20 protein-coding genes and 2 tRNA genes are annotated in these 22230 nt (G+C 58.7%); 14 read left to right on the top strand and 8 right to left on the bottom strand.

Annotated elements, in window-relative coordinates; translation table 11 throughout:
* The first annotated feature begins 88 nt into the window (after nucleotides 1–88).
* The 4 genes from ACM6IN_RS18990 to ACM6IN_RS19005 all read left to right on the top strand — a co-directional run bounded on the left by ACM6IN_RS18990 (nucleotide 89) and on the right by ACM6IN_RS19005 (nucleotide 4677).
* A tRNA-Met gene (locus ACM6IN_RS18990) sits at nucleotides 89–165 on the top strand.
* 221 nt (nucleotides 166–386) lie between these two features.
* A tRNA-Met gene (locus ACM6IN_RS18995) sits at nucleotides 387–463 on the top strand.
* A 279-nt stretch (nucleotides 464–742) separates the two neighbouring features.
* Nucleotides 743–3382, top strand: a complete 2640-nt coding sequence (gene mprF, locus ACM6IN_RS19000; RefSeq protein WP_007918637.1) for a bifunctional lysylphosphatidylglycerol flippase/synthetase MprF — start codon at nucleotides 743–745, stop codon at nucleotides 3380–3382.
* Nucleotides 3382–4677 carry a virulence factor family protein gene (locus ACM6IN_RS19005; protein ID WP_095126537.1) on the top strand — a complete coding sequence of 432 codons (1296 nt, stop codon included), beginning with the start codon at nucleotides 3382–3384 and terminating at the stop codon, nucleotides 4675–4677. The genes mprF and ACM6IN_RS19005 overlap by 1 nt, the downstream gene beginning before the upstream one ends.
* Before the next feature lie 878 nt (nucleotides 4678–5555).
* Here the strand turns inward: ACM6IN_RS19005 and ACM6IN_RS19010 are convergent.
* Together ACM6IN_RS19010 and ACM6IN_RS19015 are read right to left on the bottom strand one after the other, a co-directional pair.
* Nucleotides 5556–6254 carry a hypothetical protein gene (locus tag ACM6IN_RS19010; protein WP_007918643.1) on the bottom strand — a complete coding sequence of 233 codons (699 nt, stop codon included), beginning with the start codon at nucleotides 6252–6254 and terminating at the stop codon, nucleotides 5556–5558.
* 1 nt (nucleotide 6255) lies between these two features.
* Nucleotides 6256–7023, bottom strand: coding sequence for a MarR family transcriptional regulator (locus ACM6IN_RS19015; protein ID WP_414916528.1), 768 nt, complete (start codon nucleotides 7021–7023; stop codon nucleotides 6256–6258).
* Between the two features lie 640 nt (nucleotides 7024–7663).
* Here ACM6IN_RS19015 and ACM6IN_RS19020 point away from each other — a divergent pair.
* Nucleotides 7664–7993, top strand: a complete 330-nt coding sequence (locus tag ACM6IN_RS19020; RefSeq protein ID WP_414916529.1) for a DUF3077 domain-containing protein — start codon at nucleotides 7664–7666, stop codon at nucleotides 7991–7993.
* Nucleotides 7994–8178: 185 nt separating this feature from the next.
* Here ACM6IN_RS19020 and ACM6IN_RS19025 read toward each other — a convergent pair whose 3' ends face one another.
* Complete coding sequence (locus ACM6IN_RS19025) at nucleotides 8179–10020, bottom strand: potassium transporter Kup (RefSeq protein WP_371857960.1); 1842 nt, start codon at nucleotides 10018–10020, stop codon at nucleotides 8179–8181.
* Nucleotides 10021–10369: 349 nt separating this feature from the next.
* Between ACM6IN_RS19025 and rimO the strand changes: the two genes are divergently transcribed.
* The 6 genes from rimO (at nucleotide 10370) to tsaA (ending at nucleotide 15839) form a co-directional block, all read left to right on the top strand.
* The gene (rimO, locus tag ACM6IN_RS19030) at nucleotides 10370–11707 is read left to right on the top strand and encodes a 30S ribosomal protein S12 methylthiotransferase RimO (RefSeq protein WP_095188906.1); all 1338 of its coding nucleotides are present in this window, start codon (nucleotides 10370–10372) and stop codon (nucleotides 11705–11707) included.
* Between the two features lie 436 nt (nucleotides 11708–12143).
* Complete coding sequence (locus ACM6IN_RS19035; protein WP_007908717.1) at nucleotides 12144–12617, top strand: GNAT family N-acetyltransferase; 474 nt, start codon at nucleotides 12144–12146, stop codon at nucleotides 12615–12617.
* Between the two features lie 189 nt (nucleotides 12618–12806).
* Nucleotides 12807–13517: an rRNA pseudouridine synthase gene (locus ACM6IN_RS19040; protein WP_042704893.1), complete on the top strand. Its 711-nt coding sequence runs from the start codon at nucleotides 12807–12809 to the stop codon at nucleotides 13515–13517.
* A gap of 72 nt (nucleotides 13518–13589) precedes the next feature.
* On the top strand, nucleotides 13590–14060 hold the full coding sequence (locus ACM6IN_RS19045; RefSeq protein ID WP_007908719.1) for a DUF1456 family protein: 471 nt from the start codon (nucleotides 13590–13592) through the stop codon (nucleotides 14058–14060).
* A 129-nt stretch (nucleotides 14061–14189) separates the two neighbouring features.
* Nucleotides 14190–14960 carry an SDR family oxidoreductase gene (locus ACM6IN_RS19050; RefSeq protein ID WP_123374626.1) on the top strand — a complete coding sequence of 257 codons (771 nt, stop codon included), beginning with the start codon at nucleotides 14190–14192 and terminating at the stop codon, nucleotides 14958–14960.
* A 171-nt stretch (nucleotides 14961–15131) separates the two neighbouring features.
* Entirely contained in the window at nucleotides 15132–15839 is a 708-nt protein-coding gene (tsaA, locus tag ACM6IN_RS19055; protein WP_414916530.1) for a tRNA (N6-threonylcarbamoyladenosine(37)-N6)-methyltransferase TrmO, read from the top strand.
* Between the two features lie 164 nt (nucleotides 15840–16003).
* On the opposite strand, the gene fpr is transcribed toward tsaA, so the two are convergent.
* Complete coding sequence (fpr, locus tag ACM6IN_RS19060; protein ID WP_007908723.1) at nucleotides 16004–16783, bottom strand: ferredoxin-NADP reductase; 780 nt, start codon at nucleotides 16781–16783, stop codon at nucleotides 16004–16006.
* Between the two features lie 133 nt (nucleotides 16784–16916).
* Here fpr and ACM6IN_RS19065 point away from each other — a divergent pair, with 133 nt between their 5' ends.
* Entirely contained in the window at nucleotides 16917–17843 is a 927-nt protein-coding gene (locus ACM6IN_RS19065; RefSeq protein WP_007908725.1) for a LysR family transcriptional regulator, read from the top strand.
* Here the strand turns inward: ACM6IN_RS19065 and ACM6IN_RS19070 are convergent.
* From ACM6IN_RS19070 to ACM6IN_RS19080, 3 genes are all read right to left on the bottom strand, one after another.
* Entirely contained in the window at nucleotides 17840–18202 is a 363-nt protein-coding gene (locus ACM6IN_RS19070) for a diacylglycerol kinase (protein ID WP_003222276.1), read from the bottom strand. The two genes, ACM6IN_RS19065 and ACM6IN_RS19070, sit on opposite strands and share 4 nt — an antisense overlap.
* A gap of 74 nt (nucleotides 18203–18276) precedes the next feature.
* A complete protein-coding gene (erdR, locus tag ACM6IN_RS19075; RefSeq protein ID WP_007908734.1) occupies nucleotides 18277–18927 on the bottom strand; it encodes a response regulator transcription factor ErdR in 651 nt (216 codons plus the stop codon).
* A gap of 223 nt (nucleotides 18928–19150) precedes the next feature.
* Nucleotides 19151–19900, bottom strand: a complete 750-nt coding sequence (locus ACM6IN_RS19080) for a tRNA-uridine aminocarboxypropyltransferase (RefSeq protein ID WP_414916531.1) — start codon at nucleotides 19898–19900, stop codon at nucleotides 19151–19153.
* Between the two features lie 186 nt (nucleotides 19901–20086).
* On the opposite strand from ACM6IN_RS19080, the gene ACM6IN_RS19085 reads away from it, so the two are divergent.
* Nucleotides 20087–20512 carry a PA3611 family quorum-sensing-regulated virulence factor gene (locus ACM6IN_RS19085; protein ID WP_007908738.1) on the top strand — a complete coding sequence of 142 codons (426 nt, stop codon included), beginning with the start codon at nucleotides 20087–20089 and terminating at the stop codon, nucleotides 20510–20512.
* Here the strand turns inward: ACM6IN_RS19085 and ACM6IN_RS19090 are convergent, their stop codons facing one another.
* Nucleotides 20513–20707 carry a hypothetical protein gene (locus ACM6IN_RS19090; protein WP_007908740.1) on the bottom strand — a complete coding sequence of 65 codons (195 nt, stop codon included), beginning with the start codon at nucleotides 20705–20707 and terminating at the stop codon, nucleotides 20513–20515.
* A gap of 351 nt (nucleotides 20708–21058) precedes the next feature.
* Here ACM6IN_RS19090 and ACM6IN_RS19095 point away from each other — a divergent pair, with 351 nt between their 5' ends.
* Complete coding sequence (locus ACM6IN_RS19095) at nucleotides 21059–22177, top strand: TIGR00730 family Rossman fold protein (RefSeq protein WP_123374624.1); 1119 nt, start codon at nucleotides 21059–21061, stop codon at nucleotides 22175–22177.
* The last annotated feature ends 53 nt before the right edge of the window (nucleotides 22178–22230 follow it).

The raw sequence follows: 22230 nt of genomic DNA on the forward strand, positions 1-22230 counted from the left end.
AAAGCGCTAACCGATTGAACCTCAACAGTTTTTATCCAGATTGCGGGTTGACACCCCGGCGTTCCTCTGTAGAATGCCGACACACAGACGCGGGATGGAGCAGTCTGGTAGCTCGTCGGGCTCATAACCCGAAGGTCGTCGGTTCAAATCCGGCTCCCGCAACCAAACATCAAAAAAGGCTACTCGAAAGAGTGGCCTTTTTTGTGCGCGTCTGTTTTGTAGATTTCCTCTTCTTATAGAGAAGGATCGCCAAACAGGAATTCTTTGCATTTCCGAAACTTAACGCACCACCTGCGACCGTTTGACGCGATTGCACACTTATTTGACCCTTTACGGGATTAGCGGTTGACACCTCGCCGTTCGCCTGTAGAATGCCGCCACACAGACGCGGGATGGAGCAGTCTGGTAGCTCGTCGGGCTCATAACCCGAAGGTCGTCGGTTCAAATCCGGCTCCCGCAACCAAACATCAAAAAAGGCTACTCGAAAGAGTGGCCTTTTTTGTATCTGTTGAAAAAGTCCTTTCGCAACAATGATCTGTCACTGTGCAGTGAACCGCTTGGGATCTTCAGAAGTGCTGAGTTGCGACTATGCTTGAGTCGCAGGCCAGGCCTCTGCAATCCAGGAACTGCCCTCGCCGATACCCGGTGAGAGGCGTAGTATTTTGTGATTATTTTTTTCTACAGGGATTGGTAACTTGGCTGGATACCTCCATCCTGTCGCGCACAATCCAAGAGGTGATTGATGCGCGCCAACTCGTCTGATCCACAAGACACCGTCACAGCGGAACACCCGATCAAACCCGAGCGTCTGCGCTTGCTGGATCGGTTGAGCAAATACCGACAACCGATTGGTCTGGCGGTGACTTTGCTGCTGTTTGCCATTGCGCTGATTGCCTGTCGTCATCTGCTCGCCGAACTCGATCTCGATGCGCTGCACGACTCGATTCTCGACGTACCGAAACCCGCGCTGATCGGCGCCTTCGCTGCGACCGTGGTCGGTTTCATTATTCTGCTCGGCTACGAATGGTCGGCCAGTCGCTATGCCGGCGTGACCTTGCCACCGCGCACATTGGCGCTGGGCGGATTCACCGCGTTTGCGATTGGCAATGCAATCGGTCTGTCGCTGCTGTCCGGCGGCTCGGTTCGCTACCGTTTATATGCTCGACTGGGTCTGGGGGCGTCGGAAGTCGCGCACATGACCTTGTTCGCCAGTCTGTCGCTGGGTTGCGCCTTGCCGCCGCTGGCTGCATTGGCAACGCTGAGTGACCTGCCTGCTGCCTCTCAGGCACTGGGGTTGTCCGAAGGCCTGCTCGGCACAGTGGCCGCTGTCGTGCTGTTGCTTGGCGCAGTACTGGCTATCGGCATCTACCGTCGGCGCCTGCCGGAACAACCGTTGCGCGACAACCTGCTGGTCAGGGTTGGCCGCCGCACGCTGCGCTTGCCGGGTCGGCGCCTGACGTTCCTGCAACTGATCATTACCGCCCTCGACGTTGCGGCTGCCGCCACTGTCCTTTATCTGTTGCTGCCGGAAGCGCCACCGTTTGGTGCGTTCCTGCTGGTGTACCTGCTGGCATTGGCTGCCGGCGTACTCAGCCACGTCCCCGGCGGCGTCGGTGTGTTCGAAGCGATCCTGCTGGCCGCTTTCGCCGATACTCTTGGTGCCGCACCACTGGCCGCGGCGTTGCTGCTGTATCGCTTGATCTATGTGGTGCTGCCGCTGCTGGTCGCCTGTGTATTCCTGCTGATCAACGAAGGTCAGCGCCTGTTTCAGACTCAGACCATGCGCGCGGCGTCTGGTCTGGCGGCACCGATTCTGGCGGTGCTGGTGTTCTTGTCCGGCGTAGTGCTGCTGTTTTCCGGCGCCACTCCCGAGATCGACACACGTCTGGAGCACATCGGCTTTCTGATCCCGCATCGTCTGGTCGACGCTTCGCACTTCGGCGCCAGCCTGATCGGCGTGCTCTGCCTGATGCTCGCTCAAGGTCTGCGCCGGCGCCTGTCGGCAGCGTGGATGCTCACCACCATTCTGTTGCTGGTTGGCGCGCTGCTCTCGCTGCTTAAAGGCTTCGACTGGGAAGAAGCAACGCTGATGACCCTGACGGCTGCGCTGCTCGGTGTGTTCCGTCGCTCGTTCTATCGCCCGAGTCGCCTGACCGAACTGCCCTTCTCGCCGCTGTATCTGGTGGCCAGCCTGTGCGTCCTTGGCGCATCGACGTGGTTGCTGCTGTTCGCCTATCAAGACGTACCGTACAGCCATCAACTGTGGTGGCAGTTCACCCTCGACGCTGACGCGCCACGCGGCCTGCGTTCGCTGCTCGGCGCTGCGGTGCTGTTGCTGGTAATCGCGCTGACCTGGCTGCTGCGCACCGCACGTCCGGTCATCCACCTGCCGACGCCTGACGAACTTGATCGTGCGGCGAAAATCCTGATGGCGTCGTCGCAACCCGACGGTGGCCTGGCGCTAACCGGTGACAAGGCACTGCTGTTTCACCAGAACGACGAAGCGTTCCTGATGTACGCGCGCCGTGGCCGCAGTCTGGTGGCGCTGTACGACCCGATCGGCCCTGGCCAGCAACGCGCCGAGATGATCTGGCAGTTCCGCGACCTCTGCGACATTCACCACGCCCGCCCGGTGTTCTACCAGGTGCGCGCGGAGAACCTGCCGTACTACATGGACATCGGCCTGACCGCGATCAAACTGGGCGAAGAAGCCCGGGTCGACCTGCTGCGCTTTGACCTGGAAGCCAAGGGCAAAGAGATGAAGGACCTGCGTTACACCTGGAACCGTGGCACCCGCGATGGTCTGTCGCTGGAAATCCATGAGCCGGGTCAGGCGCCGATGGATGAGCTGAAAGTGATTTCCGATGCGTGGCTTACCGGCAAGAACGTGCGCGAGAAAGGTTTCTCCCTCGGCCGTTTCAGCGACGATTACCTGAAACATTTCCGCATCGCGGTGATTCGCTTCGAAGGCCGCCCGGTGGCGTTCGCCAACCTGCTCGAGACTTACAGCCATGACCTGGCCAGTCTCGACCTGATGCGCGCACACCCGGATGCGCCGAAGCTGACCATGGAATTCATGATGGTCGGCCTGATTCAACACTATAAGAGTCACGGATACGCGCGCTTCAGCCTGGGCATGGTGCCGTTGTCGGGGTTGCAACCCCGGCGTGGTGCACCGCTGACCCAGCGTCTGGGCTCGATGGTTTTCCGCCGTGGTGAGCAGCTGTACAACTTCCAAGGCTTGCGCCGCTTCAAAGACAAGTTCCAGCCTGACTGGGAACCCCGTTATATGGCCGTGCCCGCCGGACTCGATCCGCTGGTGGCGCTGGCCGATACTGCTGCCCTGATCGCGGGCGGCTTGACTGGATTGGTGAAACGCTGATGATTCAACGCTCCCTGAAGTACATCCTGGCCGCACTGATCGTGCTGGCCGTGATTGCCGGCGGCGGTTTCTGGTACCTCAAACGTCCGGCACCAGAACCGACGCTCGAACCTGTTACGGCGGCAGACGGCACCGTTTTGACCCGCGTCATCCCCGGCACCAAACCCAAGGCGCAGGTGCTGGTCGCGGTCAACGACGACCAGAAACTCTCTGAAAAACAACTGACCACCCTGAGCCGCAGCGCCTCGGCGCAAATCGTTCAGGTGATTCTGCCCAAGGACTGCCTGCTGCAAAGCCGCGCCCTGCAAACCGGTCTGCGCGAACTGAACGGCCCGGCTACGCTGGTCAGCGGTATCGGCCCCGGCGCGGTATTGGCCTGGCGTTGGTTGTCCGAGCAAAAGGACGACAAGGCCCAAGCGATTTCCGTGGACCTGGCGCTGGAAAAACCTGGCTGCACTCACCTGTTGCCGAAATCCGCCGCGCATGGTCACTGGCTGGTGGCATGGAACGACAACCCGGATGATGCCAGCGCGGGTTTTGTACGCGATCAGCCGAACGCCGAAACCAGCATCAGCGACTACGACATCAACCTGCCGCAAGTGCTGAACAACGAACTGCGCAAGATCCTCGTCGGCGGCGACAAGGCCAACGGCGGTCTGGCGATCCCGGTGGTTGAAGTGCCGGCCGGCCAAGCGAAAGACACCGTGACCCTGTTCCTCTCCGGTGACGGCGGCTGGCGCGACCTCGACCGCGACGTCGCCGGTGAAATGGCCAAGATCGGCTACCCGGTCGTCGGCATCGACACCCTGCGCTACTACTGGCAGCACAAGAGCCCGGAGCAAAGCGCGCTCGACCTGACCGAACTGATGCAGCACTACCGGCAGAAATGGGGCACCAAACGCTTCATCCTCACCGGTTACTCGTTTGGTGCGGACGTGTTGCCAGCGATCTACAACCGCTTGCCAGAAACCGAGCAGCAACGCGTCGACGCAATCATCCTGCTGGCCTTCGCCCGCACCGGCAGCTTCGAAATCGAAGTCGAAGGCTGGCTGGGTAACGCCGGCAAAGAAGCCGCCACCGGCCCGGAAATGGCCAAGCTGCCAGCCGCCAAGGTCGTGTGCATCTATGGTGAAGAAGAGACGGATGAAAGCGGTTGCACGGACAAGACTGCAGTGGGTGAAGCGGTGAAACTGCCAGGCGGCCACCACTTCGACGAGAACTATCCGGCGCTGGCCAAGCGTTTGGTGGATTTGATCGAGAAGCGTCAGAGCAAGGACTCGGTCGCCGAAGAGTGATCTGAGCCACGCCCACAAAAAGCCCCCGCAACTTCGCAGTTGCGGGGGCTTTTTACATTCAGCAGCCACGAAAATCCCCTGTGGGAGCGAGCCTGCTCGCGAAAGCGGTGGGTCAGTTTACAGATTCGTCGACTGACACTACGTCTTCGCGAGCAGGCTCGCTCCCACAGGGGTATTGGGCTGGATTCAGACAACCCGTCAGTCTCGCTGGCCAAGCTGGACATCTATCCACGTGACATCATCGTCGCCAACGCTAAAGTCGCTATCCCGCGCCGCCAACAAACTGCTTTGCTGCACTTGCGTCAAGTCCGCCCAAAAGCCATCAGTGACAAACACCAAGCGCTCAACAGCGTCCAGTGCACAACAAACAAAGTCAGGGCTCGGGACCCGATTGATCTTCAAGCATCGTGTTACCGAATTTCGCGCCGGGTCTTGTGCCAATTCACAGTGCGAACGGTCGCGCCGCCAATTGGCCTTGCAGTGAGGTGGCGTAATCCACTCGATGGCTCCCGCCAGCGGCACAATCCCGCATGAACAGTCACCTTCGTACGCAACGGCGAGTCGGCCATGAGCTACCAAGCCAATCAGGTAACAGATGGCTCCCGCCTGATCAGCAGGCAACGACGCATGAAAATCCGACAGTATTGAACCCAATAGACGCTCAACAGCTGCGGGGTCTGCAGGATAGCCCCCCTGCTCCATCTGTGTGGAATGAGCCGCCAACATGCCGCTTACGAAGCTTTCAGCCAGCTGTCCACTGCCGCGCCTGGAAGTGCCATCCGCGACAACAAAAAACCCACTGTCACCTTCACAGGTAGCTCCGGCATAGTCATTATTTGCCCTGCTGGCTTGCCCAGTGATTGATCGGGAGTGGTATCTCATGCGCTGGCCAGCGCTTTCAAACGCCGGTGAATAATCTGCCCTCTGCCTGGATTCGCCTGCACCGAGCCTGAACTTTCGATCACATAGCCAACCCCGTCGAGCGCCATCAGTTTGTGGATTCCATCTGTGACGAACGCCTTAAGGTCGCTGTCAGCCTGGCCCACCTCCTCCAACAGCTCAGGCCGACCATCGATCAAGATGATCATGTCCTCGACATCCTTGTGATAAGGATCACCATTTCCCCGACCGGCGAAAGCTTCCAGTTTCGTCGCGAGAAAATATGTGGGCTGGAATATCTGGATGACAGTGCCGCTGGGTAGGGTGAATTTATCCGCCCTCGCCAGCCCCTCGACGAACCAGCGGTTGGCATAGCCGAGCACTGCAGGGTCGGAAGGCATGACATCCACAACAACGTCATTGAAGCGAAAACGACAATTGACCTCGTCCTCACCGGTGATCTTGAATCCCTTGGCAGCCAGCCGTTCAGTGAGTTGGTTCCAGGCGCTGATACCGGCCAACTCGATCACTAGATCAACGTCATCAGTGAAACGAATGTCGTCCAGCACTGCTGTATCTGTAACCAGCATGGCGGTTGTGCAACCGCCAACAAAAGCAACTTCGGCGAGAAACGCCTCGCCCAAGCCTTCAGCCACGAACTCAATAAGTTCGTAGTTGTGATCCGCGTTTGACGACATGTTATTTAAGCCCCATCCCTGCCTTCAGAATACTGATTGCCACACCACACTCACGCGGACCACCCAGACGGATTGCATCAGCGAGCGCCAGATAGTGGTAAAGGATCCGGTCTTTTTTCACCGCTTCCGGCACTGTTTTGTAAAGCGGCTCTATCGCTTGGCCTCGCTCGGTTCCATGCGCATCCGGCCAGACCGGAATCAAACCACCCGCACTCTTGATGCTTTTGGACAGCGCGGGTGCCGCAAAGCCTGTGGGTATGCCACGAACCATCGCGCCAGGCTTGACCGGGAAGAAGTACTTCAGCGCGTGCTCGGTAATTTTCAGCAGTTCCCGGCGGTGCACTTTGGCAAGCCCGGTATCGTAGTCATGAATGAGCAATCCAGATTCCCGGCACCGGGCGAGAGCATTTGAGACTTCGCTTTTGCTCAGCCCGAGAGAGGCGGACAGCGCACGCAGAGAGTAGCGGTCGCTCCAACTTGTCAGCGGTGGATCAGATGCTGGTTCCGCCCATCCCTCCCAGCCTGGCCCATCAGCGAAAGGCGAATCGAATTCGCGGCGCTGGAAGAGTGTGTCTTCCCCATCAGTGGAATAGGTGACCAATGGCTTCTCCGCACTCGCCCCAGCGGTCATTCGACTGACGACATAAGGCCTGAGCAGCTCTTCGACCCTGTCCGAATTCGACTCGGCCTCCATCTCCCCCAAGAGATTCTCTTCCTGAGCATGGAGACTGGCCATTTTGAACAAAAGCAAAATATCTTGACTCTTCATTTAGTTCAAAACCTCAAGTGTCCACATTCCATAAAACGTGGACACTTGTCTCACTGCCGAGGCCGGGTCGTCAAGCCCTTGGGTCGATCACTAATCGCTGCATACCTTGCCCGCATATCGTCATGGCTGATTGCGTGGGCCAAATCAAAGATGAGCAGTCGTTCACTGGCCTTCTTTTCGATCCGAAGGTCCTTTGGTTCATCCTGTAATTCTTGTTCCGCTGATGCCGTCATACGTACCTGAATGCTTTGCACACGTCGGTTCGTGCGTGACGTTTAGTATCGTTTACTTCCAGTCTCGCAATATCGGATGACGCCCACAGACCTTGTAGGCAAACTCCGAAACTCGTGTTGGGGCGCTTTGCCGCTCTATTGCGCTGTTTTTCGACGGGATACTCTCCGGATGTCGCTGACCCATTCAGCGATCGGGTGTGGTAACCCGGTTAGGCAAAGTGCAACAGTGCCTCCATCACGACATCAGGCGTTCTTTTACGCCTGTAATTTACTGTCATGGCAGCTGTACGTGGGAGACCTTCGGGTCTGCCGGTTTCTTTGCTCTCCCGGTTTACCACCCTGCGTACAGCTGCCACCCATTCGTGTGGTAACGAATGCGGCAGCTCCTCGTTTTAGGGAGCAAAACAATGAGCAAAGAAATACCGTCAACGCCTTCAGACCTTACAACCATCGGCTTCACCCCTTTCCTCTACCACTCGGATCAAGCGTACTTCAACGTCCGCGCCGGCATCCCGATCATCGATGCCTTGTCCCAATCCTCCGACCTGCTGTCCCTCGCCAAATCCTTCGCAGAAGACGCTGCCTTCATCAGAGACACCGATCGCCATGCCTGGGCCGCGCATTACCTGACGGTGATGGGCAAAGCCTTGATTGATGATGTGATTCAGGCGTTGATGCCACGACCTGCGCGGACGAAGACTGAATCCGAAACCGAACTGGCTGAACCCACCTCATAACCTTGTGGGAGCTGGCTTGCCAGCGATGGCGGTGATTCAGTCGACATTGATTCTGAATGTGCCAGCCTCATTGCTGGCAAGCCAGCTCCCACAGGGGATTTGTGGTGGATTTGAGGTTTATCAGCGGACACAAAAAGCCCCCGCCAGCCACAAGGCAGACGGGGGCTTTTCAGTTGAAGCGAGGCTTACATTTCTACCTGCGTGCCGAGTTCAATCACCCGGTTCAACGGCAGATTGAAGAAGCGCAAGTTGCCGTTGGCATTCTTCAACATGAACGCAAACAGCGCCTCACGCCAACGCGCCATGCCCTCAAGTTTCGAGGCAATCACCGTTTCGCGGCTGAGGAAGTACGTGGTGCGCATCGGGCTGAAGTCCAGATCATCCAGATGACACAGCTTCAGCGCCTGCGGCACATCCGGCTCGTCGGTGAAGCCGAAGTGCAGGATCACCCGGAAGAAGCCTTCGCCGTGGGCCTCGACTTCGAAGCGTCGCGATGGCGGTACACGCGGGATGTCTTCGTAGACCACCGTCAGCAACACCACTTGCTCATGCAACACCTGGTTATGCAGCAGGTTGTGCAACAGCGCGTGCGGCACGGCGTCGGAGCGCGCGGTGAGGAACACAGCGGTGCCCTGCACGCGATGCGGTGGTTGCACGCGGATGCTGCTGATGAAGATCGGCAGCGGCAGTGCGCCTTCGTCGAGGCGATCGACGAGCAACTGCTTACCGCGTTTCCAGGTGGTCATCAGCACAAACAGCGCGATACCGGCGATCACCGGGAAGGCACCGCCCTGAACGATCTTCGGCACGTTGGCGGCGAAGTACAGACCATCCACCAGCAGGAAGCCGATCAGCACCGGCACCGCGAGGATCGGCGGCCATTTCCACAGCAGCAGCATCACTGCCGACACCAGAATGGTGGTCATCAGCATAGTGCCCGTCACCGCCACGCCATAGGCCGAGGCCAGTGCGCCAGAGGATTCGAAACCGAGCACCAACAGGACCACGCCGACCATCAGCGCCCAGTTCACCGCGCCGATATAGATCTGGCCTTGCTCGTCGCTGGAAGTGTGCTGGATGTACATGCGCGGGATGTAACCGAGCTGGATCGCCTGACGGGTCAGGGAAAATGCACCGGAAATCACCGCTTGCGAGGCAATCACCGTGGCCAGCGTCGACAGACCGACCAGTGGAATCAGCGCCCAGCTCGGCGCCAGCAGATAGAACGGGTTACGCGCCGCTTCCGGGTTTTCCAGCAACAAAGCGCCCTGCCCGAAGTAGTTGAGCACCAGCGCCGGCAACACCAGGATGAACCACGCGCGGGCAATCGGCTTGCGGCCAAAGTGGCCCATGTCGGCGTACAGCGCTTCGGCACCGGTCAGCGCCAGCACTACGGCACCGAGAATCGCTACGCCCATGCCCGGATGAACGACGAAGAAATTCACCGCCCAGATCGGGTTCATCGCATGTAACACTTCTGGCGCGTGGCTGATGCCATACACACCGAGGGCGCCGAGGACGAGGAACCAGGTGACCATGATCGGCCCGAACAGAATGCCGATCCGCGCCGTACCGTGTTTCTGAATCAGAAACAGCGCCACCAGCACCACCAGCGACAACGGCACGACCCAATGGTCGATACCATCAAACGCCAGCCCCAGACCTTCAATCGCCGACAGTACGGAAATCGCCGGGGTGATCATGCTGTCGCCATAAAACAGCGCCGCGCCGATCAGTCCGCACACCACCAGCAACGAGCGCAGCTTCTTGCGATGCCCCGCCGCCCGCCGTGCCAGTGCGGTGAGCGCCATGATGCCGCCCTCGCCCTGGTTGTCGGCGCGCAGCACGAACATCATGTATTTGATCGACACGACCCAGATCAGCGACCAGAAGATCAACGACAGAATACCCAGCACGCCATCGTGATTGACCGATACGCCGTAAGCGCCGGAAAACACTTCTTTGAGGGTGTACAGCGGGCTCGTGCCGATGTCGCCGTAAACCACCCCGACCGCCGCGACCAGCATGCTCAGCGGCTTGGAGGCCGAACCCTCGGCGCCTGCCGCATGACTACTTGCCTGACCCATCCAACACTCCTACTTCTCAGAACCGGCTTCTTGAATGAAGCACTATGCTTTGTGGTGCAGCATGCGCTGTTTTACCTGTTGTTACAGACGTTTTGTTGACTGTAAAAAATTGGTAAAGCTCAACGGCGCGAAGCATAGCGCAGCACTCGTCGTATTTCCCTGCATAAAGCTGGTCAAGTGCGTTGCCCGCCGCTAGAATTGCGCACTTTTTGATCAGAGGCGCGCCCTAAGCGCCCGTCCGTCGGCTTTCGCACCAAGAAAGCGATGTCACAAAATACCGAGGTTAGACATGTCCACCACTCCTGCGCCGGCCAATCCAAAGGTTGGCTTTGTATCTCTGGGTTGCCCGAAAGCACTGGTCGACTCCGAGCGCATCCTGACCCAGTTGCGCATGGAAGGTTATGACGTGGTGTCCACCTATCAGGACGCCGACGTTGTAGTCGTCAACACCTGCGGTTTCATCGATTCGGCCAAGGCTGAGTCGCTGGAAGTGATCGGCGAAGCGATCAAGGAAAACGGCAAGGTGATCGTCACCGGTTGCATGGGCGTGGAAGAAGGCAACATCCGCAACGTGCACCCGAGCGTGCTGGCCGTGACCGGTCCGCAGCAATACGAGCAAGTGGTCAACGCCGTGCACGAAGTCGTGCCGCCGCGTCAGGATCACAACCCGCTGATCGACCTGGTGCCGCCGCAAGGCATCAAGCTGACCCCGCGCCACTACGCCTACCTGAAGATTTCCGAAGGCTGCAACCACAGCTGCTCGTTCTGCATCATCCCGTCGATGCGCGGCAAACTGGTCAGCCGTCCGGTCGGTGATGTGCTCGACGAAGCTCAGCGTCTGGTCAAATCCGGCGTCAAAGAGCTGTTGGTGATCTCGCAAGACACCAGTGCCTACGGCGTTGACGTGAAATACCGCACCGGTTTCTGGAACGGCGCGCCGGTGAAAACCCGCATGACCGAACTCTGCGAAGCGCTGAGCACCCTCGGCGTCTGGGTGCGTCTGCACTACGTTTACCCGTACCCGCACGTTGACGAGCTGATCCCGCTGATGGCCGCCGGCAAGATCCTGCCGTACCTGGACATCCCGTTCCAGCACGCCAGCCCGAAAGTGTTGAAGTCGATGAAACGCCCGGCCTTCGAAGACAAGACCTTGGCGCGGATCAAGAACTGGCGCGAAATCTGCCCGGACCTGATCATCCGTTCGACTTTCATCGTCGGCTTCCCGGGCGAAACCGAAGAAGACTTCCAGTACCTGTTGAACTGGCTGACCGAAGCCCAGCTCGACCGCGTCGGTTGCTTCCAGTACTCGCCGGTGGATGGCGCTCCGGCGAATGATCTGGATCTGGAGATCGTACCGGACGACGTCAAGCAGGATCGTTGGGATCGCTTCATGGCGCACCAGCAAGCGATCAGCTCGGCACGCCTGCAAATGCGTATCGGCCGTGAAATCGAAGTGCTGGTGGACGAAGTTGATGAACAAGGCGCGGTTGGCCGCTGCTTCTTCGATGCCCCGGAAATCGATGGCAACGTGTTTATTGATAACGGCAGCAATCTGAAGCCGGGTGACAAGGTCTGGTGCAAGGTTACTGACGCTGACGAGTATGACCTGTGGGCTGAGCAGATCTGACCTGAAGATCAAAAGCCCCTCACCCCACCCCTCTCCCAGAGGGAGAGGGAGCTGACCGTGTTGTTCTTTCGAGGTACATCGACCTGAGCTATCCGGTCGAACTCAGGTTTGAAAAGCACGAAGTTCAGCTCCCTTCCCCCTCGCCCCCTCTGGGGGAGAGGGGACTGATCGAGGTGCTCTTCAGAATGACGGCGACTTGAAATATCGAGTCGAACTCAGCTTCTGAACAGCACGAAGATCAGCTCCCTTCCCCCTCGCCCCCTCTGGGGGAGAGGGTTGGGGTGAGGGGGAGAGATCTTGCTGGCGACAGAAATAGCCAGCCAGACACCGCAATAAATACGGAAAGCCCCGCTCTTTTTACGAGATGCGGGGCTTTTTTACGGCTATCGTTTAGCGGGGGACGGACTCCCTTGAAACGGACAAGAGGCAGACGGGCATGCGTCACCATTCGGTCATCCACACACCGAAACTCAGCGATTACCAGGAACTGACCCAGGTCTGGGAGGCCTCGGTCCGCGCGACCCATGATTTTCTCCCGGACAGCTATATCGAGCTGCTGCGCAACCTGGTGCTCACCCGTTATCTGGATGCGGTGATGCTGATCTGCACCAAAGACGCCAATCAGCGCATCACCGGGTTTGCCGGTGTTGCGGCGGGCAAGATCGAAATGCTGTTCATCGACCCCGATCATCGCGGTCAGGGCTTGGGCAAGAAACTGCTCAACTACGCGATGCAGCACCTGAATGCTGATGAACTCGACGTCAACGAACAGAATCCGCAGGCACTGGGGTTTTACTTCAAGCAGGGTTTTGAAGTGATCGGCCGCTCGGAGGTGGATGGCATGGGCCAGCCGTATCCGTTGCTGCATATGCGGTTGCGTCAGAACCAGCAGCGCTCCAGTAACGGCTGACACACCATGGCCCCCTGTGGGAGCTGGCTTGCCAGCGATGCAGACGCCTCGGTCTGACAGATGCACCGAGGTGATGCCATCGCTGGCAAGCCAGCTCCCACAGGGAATACGGACACCGTGAAAATGGAACCGGACTTAACCGGCGCCACACAGGTACAATGCCCACCCCTTTTTTGTTACGGCCCTGTCATGACTGACCCGATTCGCCTCTCCAAACGCCTCATTGAACTGGTCGGTTGCTCCCGCCGGGAGGCCGAGCTGTTCATTGAGGGCGGCTGGGTCACCGTGGACGGCGAAGTGATTGACGAGCCGCAATTCAAGGTCGGCGACCAGAAGGTCGAGCTCGACAAGGACGCCAAGGCCACCGCACCGGAGCCGGTGACCATCCTGCTCAACGCGCCGGCCGGTATGGACGTCGAGACTGCCATGCAGTCGCTCAGCGCCGAAACCCTCAGCGAAGAGCACCGTTTCAGCAAGCGCCCGTTGCGCGGGCACTTCCTGCGCCTGACCGCCAGCGCCGACTTGCAAGCCAAGGCCAGCGGCCTGCTGGTGTTCACTCAGGACTGGAAAATCCTCCGCAAGCTCACCGCCGACGCCGCCAAGATCGAGCAGGAATACGTGGTCGAGGTCGAAGGTGACATGGTCGCTCACGGCCTCAACCGTTTGCAGCACGGCCTGACCCACAAGGGCAAGGAGCTGCCGCCGGTCAAGGCCAGCTGGCAGAACGAAAACCGTCTGCGTTTCGCCATGAAAAATCCGCAGCCCGGCATCATCGCCCAGTTCTGCGAAGCGGTCGGCCTGAAGGTCATCGGCATCCGCCGCATCCGTATCGGCGGTGTCTCGATCGGCAAAGTCCCGGTCGGCCAATGGCGCTACCTGTCCGGCAAAGAGAAGTTCTAAGACTTCCACTGCCGCCACACATTCCGGTAGCGCGCCCGCGTGCTGCCCACAACGCTTATCAGGATGACTCACATGATTCATAACGACGTATTGCGCAGCGTGCGCTACATGCTCGACATCAGCGACAAGAAGGTTGTCGAGATCATCAAACTCGGCGGCATGGAAGTCGCGCTCGCCGACGTGGTGACCTGGCTCGACAAGAAAGAAGAAGACGAAGAAGGTTTCGTGCGCTGCCCGGACGAAGTCATCGCGCACTTCCTCGACGGTCTGGTGATCTTCAAGCGTGGCAAGGACGAAAGCCGTCCGCCGCAGCCGATCGAAGTGCCGGTGACCAACAACATCATTCTGAAAAAACTGCGCGTGGCCTTCGAATTGAAAGAAGACGACATGCACGCGATTCTCAAGGCTGCCGAGTTCCCGGTGTCCAAGCCTGAGCTGAGCGCACTGTTCCGCAAGGTTGGCCACACCAACTATCGCCCGTGCGGCGACCAGTTGCTGCGCAACTTCCTCAAGGGTCTGACCCTGCGCGTTCGCCCGGCCTGATCCCCTTCTGCGGTGGCGACTGATGGTCGCCGCCGCAACGCATGATTGTTCATTCCCTCCAGAAATAATGGCTCCGCTTCGTGCGGCTGACGACTAGGGTGTACTGATCCCTAATCCTCAGGACTCGCCATGCACCCGTATTTCTCCCTGCAAGGCCGCACCGCTCTGGTGACCGGCGGCACACGTGGTATCGGCAAGATGATCGCCAAGGCCTTTGTCGAGGCTGGTGCCCGCGTCTATGTCTGCTCGCGCGATGCCGAAGCCTGCCATCAAACGGCTGAAGAACTCAGTGTCCTGGGCAAATGTCATGGCATCGCCGCGAATCTGGCGACGGAAGAAGGCGTACAGGAGCTGGCCGCGCGCCTGGGTGAGCAGATCACGCATCTGGATATTCTGGTGAACAACGCCGGCACTACTTGGGGCGCGCCGCTGGAGAGCTATCCGGTCAAGGGCTGGGAGAAGGTCATGCAGCTCAACGTGACGTCGGTGTTCAGTTGCATCCAGCAATTTCTGCCGCTGTTGCGCAAGGCTGGCTCAGCGGCGAATCCGGCGCGGATTATCAACATTGGTTCGGTGGCGGGGATTTCTTCGTTTGGTGAGCAGGCGTATGCCTACGGGCCGAGTAAAGCCGCCCTGCATCAATTGTCGCGGATTCTGGCGCGGGAGCTGGTGAGCCAGCACATCAACGTCAATGTGATCGCACCGGGGCGGTTTCCGAGCAAGATGACTCAGCATATTGGTAATGATGAGAAGGCGCTGGCTGAGGATACGGCTTTGATTCCGATGAAGCGTTGGGGGCGGGAGGAAGAGATGGCGGCGCTGGCGATCAGTCTGGCGAGTACGGCTGGGGCTTATATGACCGGGAATATTATTCCGCTGGATGGCGGGTTCAGTCTCTGAGATCGGCGGTGCGGCTTCGCTGGCAAGCCAGCTCCCACAGGTTTTTGTGGTGTACTTGGATTATGTAGCCACTCGAGAACCCTGTGGGAGCCGGCTTGCCAGCGATGGCGGCCCGACCACCACCAGACTTGAAGCTCGCCGGGTTATCATGCCCACCCTGCCCCGCTTCGAATGCAAACCATGACTTACAGCGTCTCCCCCATCGGCTTCGTGCGCTCCTGCTTCAAGGAGAAATTCGCCATCCCGCGCCAGCCACAACTGGCCCCCGCCGCCCGTGGCGTGCTGGAACTGGTGGCGCCGTTCGATCAGGGTGACGCCGTGCAAGGTCTGGAACAGGTCAGCCATGTGTGGCTGTTGTTCCTGTTTCATCAGGCACTGGAAGACAAACCGCGCCTGAAAGTCCGCCCTCCACGCTTGGGCGGCAACAAGTCCATGGGCGTGTTCGCCACCCGCGCGACTCACCGGCCGAACGGCATCGGTCAGTCAGTGGTGAAACTGGACAAGGTCGAAGCCCATCGGCTGTTCATCTCCGGGATCGACTTGCTCGACGGCACGCCGATTCTCGACATCAAACCCTACGTGCCTTACGCCGACATCATTCCCGAAGCTTCCAACAGCATCGCCAGTGCAGCACCGCAGCTGATTGACGTGCAGTGGACGGACTCAGCACTGAAACAGGCGCACACACACGCTCAGCGCCTTGGCGAACCCTTGGTTGAACTGATTGAACAGTGCCTGGCGCAGGATCCGCGCCCGGCCTATCAAACCCCGGTGCCTGAGCGTGAATATGGCGCACAGTTCTGGGATCTGGACGTGCGCTGGCATTACTCGACACCGGAGCAGATCCGCGTGCTCGAAGTCATTCCCGCCATGGTCTGAAACCGCGCCCAATGTAGGAGCTGCCGCAGGCTGCGATCTTTTGATTTTGCTCTTCAAAAGCAAGATCAAAAGATCGCAGCCTGCGGCAGCTACTACAGGGAAATGTTCGGGCATAAAAAAGCCCCCATTGCCTGCAAAGGCAATGGGGGCTTTTTCAGTGGGGATTACTTCTCGACGAACGCACGCTCGATCAGGTAATCACCCGGCTCGCGCATCCGCGCCGAGATCTTCAGGCCGAAGCTGTCGAGCACTTCGCTGGTCTCGTCGAGCATGCTCGGGCTGCCGCAGATCATCGCGCGGTCGTCCTGCGGGTTGATCGGAGGCAGGCCGATGTCGCTGAACAGCTTGCCGCTGCGCATCAGGTCGGTCAGACGGCCCTGATTCTCGAAAGGCTCGCGGGTCACGGTCGGGTAGTAGATCAGCTTGTCACGCAGCGCTTCGCCGAAGAACTCGTTCTGTGGCAGGTGCTCGGTGATGAATTCGCGGTAGGCGACTTCGTTGACGTAACGCACGCCGTGGACCAGGATCACTTTTTCAAAGCGCTCGTAGGTTTCCGGGTCCTGAATGACGCTCATGAACGGCGCCAGGCCAGTGCCGGTGCTCAGCAGATACAGGTGCTTGCCCGGGTTCAGGTCATCCAGCACCAGGGTGCCGGTAGGCTTCTTCGAGATGATGATCTCGTCGCCTTCCTTCAAGTGCTGCAGTTGCGAAGTCAGCGGGCCGTCCTGCACCTTGATGCTGAAGAACTCCAGATGCTCTTCCCAGTTCGGACTGGCGATCGAGTAAGCGCGCATAAGCGGGCGGCCGTTGGGCTGTTGCAGGCCGATCATCACGAACTGACCGTTCTCGAAGCGCAGACCCGGATCGCGGGTGCACTTGAAGCTGAACAGAGTGTCGTTCCAGTGATGAACACTGAGGACACGCTCGTGGTTCATGTTGCTCATGTACGTTTGACTCCTGGAGATTGGGTCTGCGCTGGCTTTTGAAGGCGACGGTGCGCAATTGCATCGCATTCTAATAGCGACGACAATATCTGTTAACTGGATTATTAAGATAAGGGTTATCGGTTATATCGATATGCGATTTACTCTCCGTCAACTGCAAGTCTTCGTCGCCGTCGCCCAGCAGGAAAGCGTATCCCGTGCTGCGGGTCTGCTCAACCTCTCGCAGTCGGCCGCGAGCACCTCGATCACCGAGCTCGAGCGCCAATCCAGCTGCCAGCTGTTCGACCGCGCCGGCAAACGGCTGAGCCTCAACGCCCTCGGCAAACAGCTGTTGCCACAAGCGGTGGCGCTGCTCGATCAGGCCAAGGAAATCGAAGACCTGCTCAACGGCAAATCCGGTTTCGGCTCGCTGTCGGTGGGCGCAACGCTGACCATCGGCAATTACCTGGCGACGCTGCTGATCGGCAGTTTCATGCAACGCCACCCGGAAAGTCAGGTGAAGCTGCACGTGCAGAACACTGCCAATATCGTGCAGCAAGTCGCCCATTACGAAATTGATCTGGGTCTAATCGAAGGCGATTGCAGCCACCCGGATATCGAAGTGCAGAGCTGGGTTGAAGATGAGCTGGTGGTGTTCTGCGCGCCGCAGCATCCACTGGCCCAACGCGGTACGGCGACCATGGAGGAGCTGACGCACGAGGCATGGATTCTGCGCGAACAGGGTTCCGGCACGCGGCTGACCTTCGATCAGGCCATGCGTCACCATCGCAGTGCGCTGAATATTCGTCTGGAGCTGGAACACACCGAAGCGATCAAACGCGCGGTGGAATCAGGACTGGGGATTGGCTGCATCTCGCGGCTGGCGCTGCGTGACGCGTTCCGACGCGGCAGCTTGGTGCCGGTGGAGACGCCGGACCTGGATCTGGCCCGACAGTTTTACTTCATCTGGCACAAGCAGAAGTACCAGACTTCGGCCATGCGCGAATTTCTCGAGCTGTGCCGCGCTTTCACCGCCGGGGTGCAGCGCAGCGACGAGATCGTTTTGCCGACAATCGCTTAAAGCAGAATCACTGCCCACACCAGCGCAATCATGCTCAGTGCGACGAATTGTGCGGCGCTGCCCATGTCCTTGGCGTTCTTCGACAGCGGGTGCAGCTCCAGCGAAATGCGGTCGATGGCCGCTTCCACCGCCGAATTCAGCAACTCGACGATCAGCGCCAGCAGGCACACGGCAATCAACAGTGCCTGCTCAACGCGGCTGACATTGAGGAAGAACGTCAGCGGAATCAGCACCACATTGAGCAGTACCAATTGGCGAAAGGCTGCTTCACCGGTGAAGGCTGCGCGCAGCCCGTCCAGCGAGTAACCGGAGGCGTTGAGAATGCGTTTCAGGCCGGTCTGGCCCTTGAAAGGTGACATAAAGTAGAAACCAACCAAAAAGGAGTGGGAAAGCTAGAGCAACAAAAGTCAAAAAAGCGTGAAGACGCCAGCCTTTATTGGCTCGGAATTGACTCAAGTTGTTGCAGCAGTAAAGCCGCTTGCGTACGAGTGCGCACATTCAGCTTGCGAAAGATCGCCGTGACGTGGGCCTTGATGGTCGCTTCCGACACACTCAGCTCATAGGCAATCTGCTTGTTCAGCAGGCCTTCGCAGACCATGGTCAAGACGCGGAACTGCTGCGGGGTCAGGCTGGCGAGACCATCGCTGGCGGCTTTGGCTTCATCGGAAACGGCGACTGCCTCGAACGCCTGCGGCGGCCAGAAAACATCGCCATCGAGCACTTTGCGCACGGCCTCCTGAATCACGCTGAGGTCGCTGGACTTGGGGATAAAACCACTGGCGCCGAACTCACGGGATTTGACCATCACCGAAGCTTCTTCCTGCGCCGAAACCATCACCACCGGAATCTGCGGGTACTGCCCGCGCAGCATGACCAAACCGGAAAACCCGAAAGCGCCTGGCATGTTCAGGTCCAGCAGGACCAGATCCCAGTCAGCCTTTTCGGTCAGGCGAGATTCCAGCTCGGCGATGCTCGCCACTTCTACCAGCCGGACGTCCGGGCCAAGGCCCAGCGTCACCGCTTGATGCAGGGCGCTACGAAACAGTGGGTGGTCATCGGCAATCAGGATGTCGTATGTGGCCATTTTTCAAATGATCCTGTTTTTGATGGCAGACCCGGTGCATTCCGGTCTGGCCAAAGCAACTCAAGATGCCGCTTGAAAGCGGTATCTACAGGGGCACGTTCAACGCCAATCAACAGCAAACACGGCGTTTCAAACCTTGGCCGCACCCCAATCGGCGCCAAGCATGCCCAGCGAAGACGGGGTGGTCAAGCAGCACGGCCGCTGGCTTGTACAGTATGGGCCACTATTGGGCCAACTCCGGCTGCGGCTTTCGTATATAGGGCAACAACTCGGCGTGAGCCGGCGTTGACTCATTCATGTCCAGTTGCTGTTTGGCGCCCAGATAATGCTGGCTGAACACGTCAAAATAGGCGTCCAGCGCAGAGGTGGCGTCGCTGTCACCAGCCAGTTCCAGGCACAATGCCGCGACTTCGGCGGTGCACAGGTGCTCACTGCGGGTCGAACGGCGCAAGCGGTAACGCGAGAGTTTGTCGGGCAGCAGACTGAGAATCGGCAAGCGATCAAAATACGGGCTCTTGCGGAAAATCTTCCGCGCTTCGGTCCAGGTCGCATCCAGCAGAATGAACAACGGGCGCTTGCTGCTATCGATCGCGACAGTATTGGTCACTCGCGACGGCTCGACGTATTCGCCGGGAAACACCAGATACGGTTGCCATTGCGGATCATTGAGCAGCGCCAGCATCTGCGGATCAGGCTCGGTACGCGACCAGATAAACGCATGGTTATCGCGCACCACGTCGGCAATCAGCCAACCGGTGTTGCTCGGTTTGAACACTTCCTTGCCGGTCATGATCAGGCACACGCCCGATCGGGTTTCGACACTCGGACGCCAGGCGCACAAACAATGGCTGATGATCACCCGGCAGTCGCGGCAACGCTCGGAGCGAAAGCCACGGGCCTGAATCGGCTTGATGCCCTCGTCCTCGCGCTGATCGCGCAAGCGGGCTACGGCGTTGGGGGCATGATGGGTCACGGGCAACGCCTTACGGCAGGAAAACTCGACACGCACAGCACTCGGCAAGGCTATAAAGGCGGGCAGTTTACCAGAGCGGCGAGTGCAAACCTGTACCGTCCCGACCGGCTCCCCTATAATCCGGCGCCACTGAACGCACAGCCACAGGGCTGGTCGAACCACCAGTCACTGAATCAGGAGAGTTTCATGCTGCGCCTTATCGTTCCTACCGCTGCCATTCTGCTGGCGTCGTCCTTCACCGCTCAGGCTGCATCCCTGAGTGAGCAGAATCTGAACCGAGAGCTGCGCAACGTCGCCGCCCAGAGCAGCGTCGGCACGCCTCGGGCAATCAATGAAGACATTCTTGATCAGGGCTACACCGTTGAAGGCACTCAGTTGATCAACCACCTGAGCGTACAGAAGAGCCACGCCGACAAAATGCGCGCTGACCCTAAAGCCGTGTATTTCCAGTTGGGCGCCTCGGTATGCAACAACCCGTCGTACCGCAAGCTGATGGCCAAGGGTGCGATCATGCGTTACGACTTCACGGAAGTGAAAACCAACAAAGCGATCGGCTCCGCCAGCTATCAGGAATCGGATTGCCCGAAAGCCGCCCCGGCGAAGAAGAAGTAACTATCGCGAATTGGCGCGCCGCTGTTCATCCTCGGCGCGCAGTTCAGCCAGCAAAGCCTGTAAATAGTGCGAACGACGCTCGCCACCCGCCAACCGCCGGCAGCACTCCTCTTCGAGACTGAGTTGATTGGTCTCGGCTGATGCCTTCAACATCCGATACAACTGCGTATCGATCTCCAGAATCACTCTGGCCATGTGTCCCGCCTCCTTGCCACCCGCAAATCCTTGAATCGCGTGCACCTTGCGTACGGTTATTGACCTAAAGCTGTCGTAAGGCGCCTGTACGTTAGTTAATCAGAGGGTTTGCCATTCGGTGCACGTTCGGACGAGCGGTGAAGCAACGCGCGGAAAATCAACAAACGATTGCCAGCCAAAACTTTACGGCGCAATGATCAAGTCAGCGCAAATGCGCGCAAGGGTCTAGATTCAGAGTATTCCCGATCATTTTTCAACGGCAGACAAGGAACTGCCGATCGTGTGTTTTTTGCAGCGCGGCACTGACGCCGCTCGTCAGGGCCATCCGCTCTGTGCAGAAGGAGACGTTGAATGCCTTACCAACCGAATGACCTCTTGAGCCGTCATTTTCAGGAAAGCGGTCCCGACCTCATCAGTAAGGTCGAAGAACAACTCAACCGAGTTTCACCCAACAGCCCGAATATCCCCATCTACCGCGACATGATCCTGACCGTGCTGCGCATGGCCCAGGAAGACCATAACCGCTGGAATGCCAAGATTACCTTGCAAGCCCTGCGCGAACTGGAGCAGGCGTTTCGGGTCCTGGAGCAGTTCAAAGGCCGACGCAAAGTCACAGTATTCGGTTCGGCGCGCACGCCGGTCGAGCATCCGCTGTATGCGATGGCCCGTGAACTCGGCGCGGCGTTGACCCGCTCGGGGATGATGGTCATCACTGGCGCCGGGGGCGGCATCATGGCTGCCGCGCATGAAGGTGCCGGCCGCGATCACAGTCTCGGCTTCAACATCACCCTGCCCTTCGAGCAGCATGCCAATCCTACGGTGGACGGCACCGGCAATCTGTTGCCGTTTCACTTCTTCTTCACGCGCAAACTGTTTTTCGTCAAAGAAGCCGACGCGCTGGTCTTGTGCCCGGGCGGTTTCGGCACGCTGGATGAAGCGCTGGAAGTGCTGACATTGATCCAGACCGGGAAAAGTCCATTGGTGCCGGTGGTGCTGCTGGATGCGCCGGGCGGCACATTCTGGCAAGGCGCAATGGACTTCATTCGCCAGCAACTGGAGGAAAACCATTACATCCTGCCGACCGATATGAGACTGATGCGTCTGGTTTACACCGTTGAGGAAGCGGTGGAACAGATCAACCAGTTCTACAGTAACTTCCACTCCAGCCGCTGGCTCAAGCGCCAATTCGTGATTCGTATGAATCACAAGCTCAGCGATCAGGCGCTGGCGCACATGCAGGAAGCGTTCGCCGATTTGTGCCTGAGTGATCAGTTTCATCAACACGCCTACGCCGGCGAGGAACACGATGAAGCACAGTTCAGCCATCTGGCACGACTGGCCTTCGCTTTCAATGCCCGAACGCACGGGCGTCTGAGGGAGTTGATCGATTACATCAATCTGCCGGAAAACTGGGCCGATTCAAAACCGCAAACAGCGCAACGCAGCCGCGAGCCGTCAAAGGCAATTTGAAGGCAAAAAAAAACGGCCCGCTATTTTCATAGCGGGCCGTTTTTATTGAAGCG

It is taken from the genome of Pseudomonas sp. IT-P395 (genome assembly GCF_949767675.1).
In the GTDB taxonomy this organism is placed as follows: domain Bacteria; phylum Pseudomonadota; class Gammaproteobacteria; order Pseudomonadales; family Pseudomonadaceae; genus Aquipseudomonas.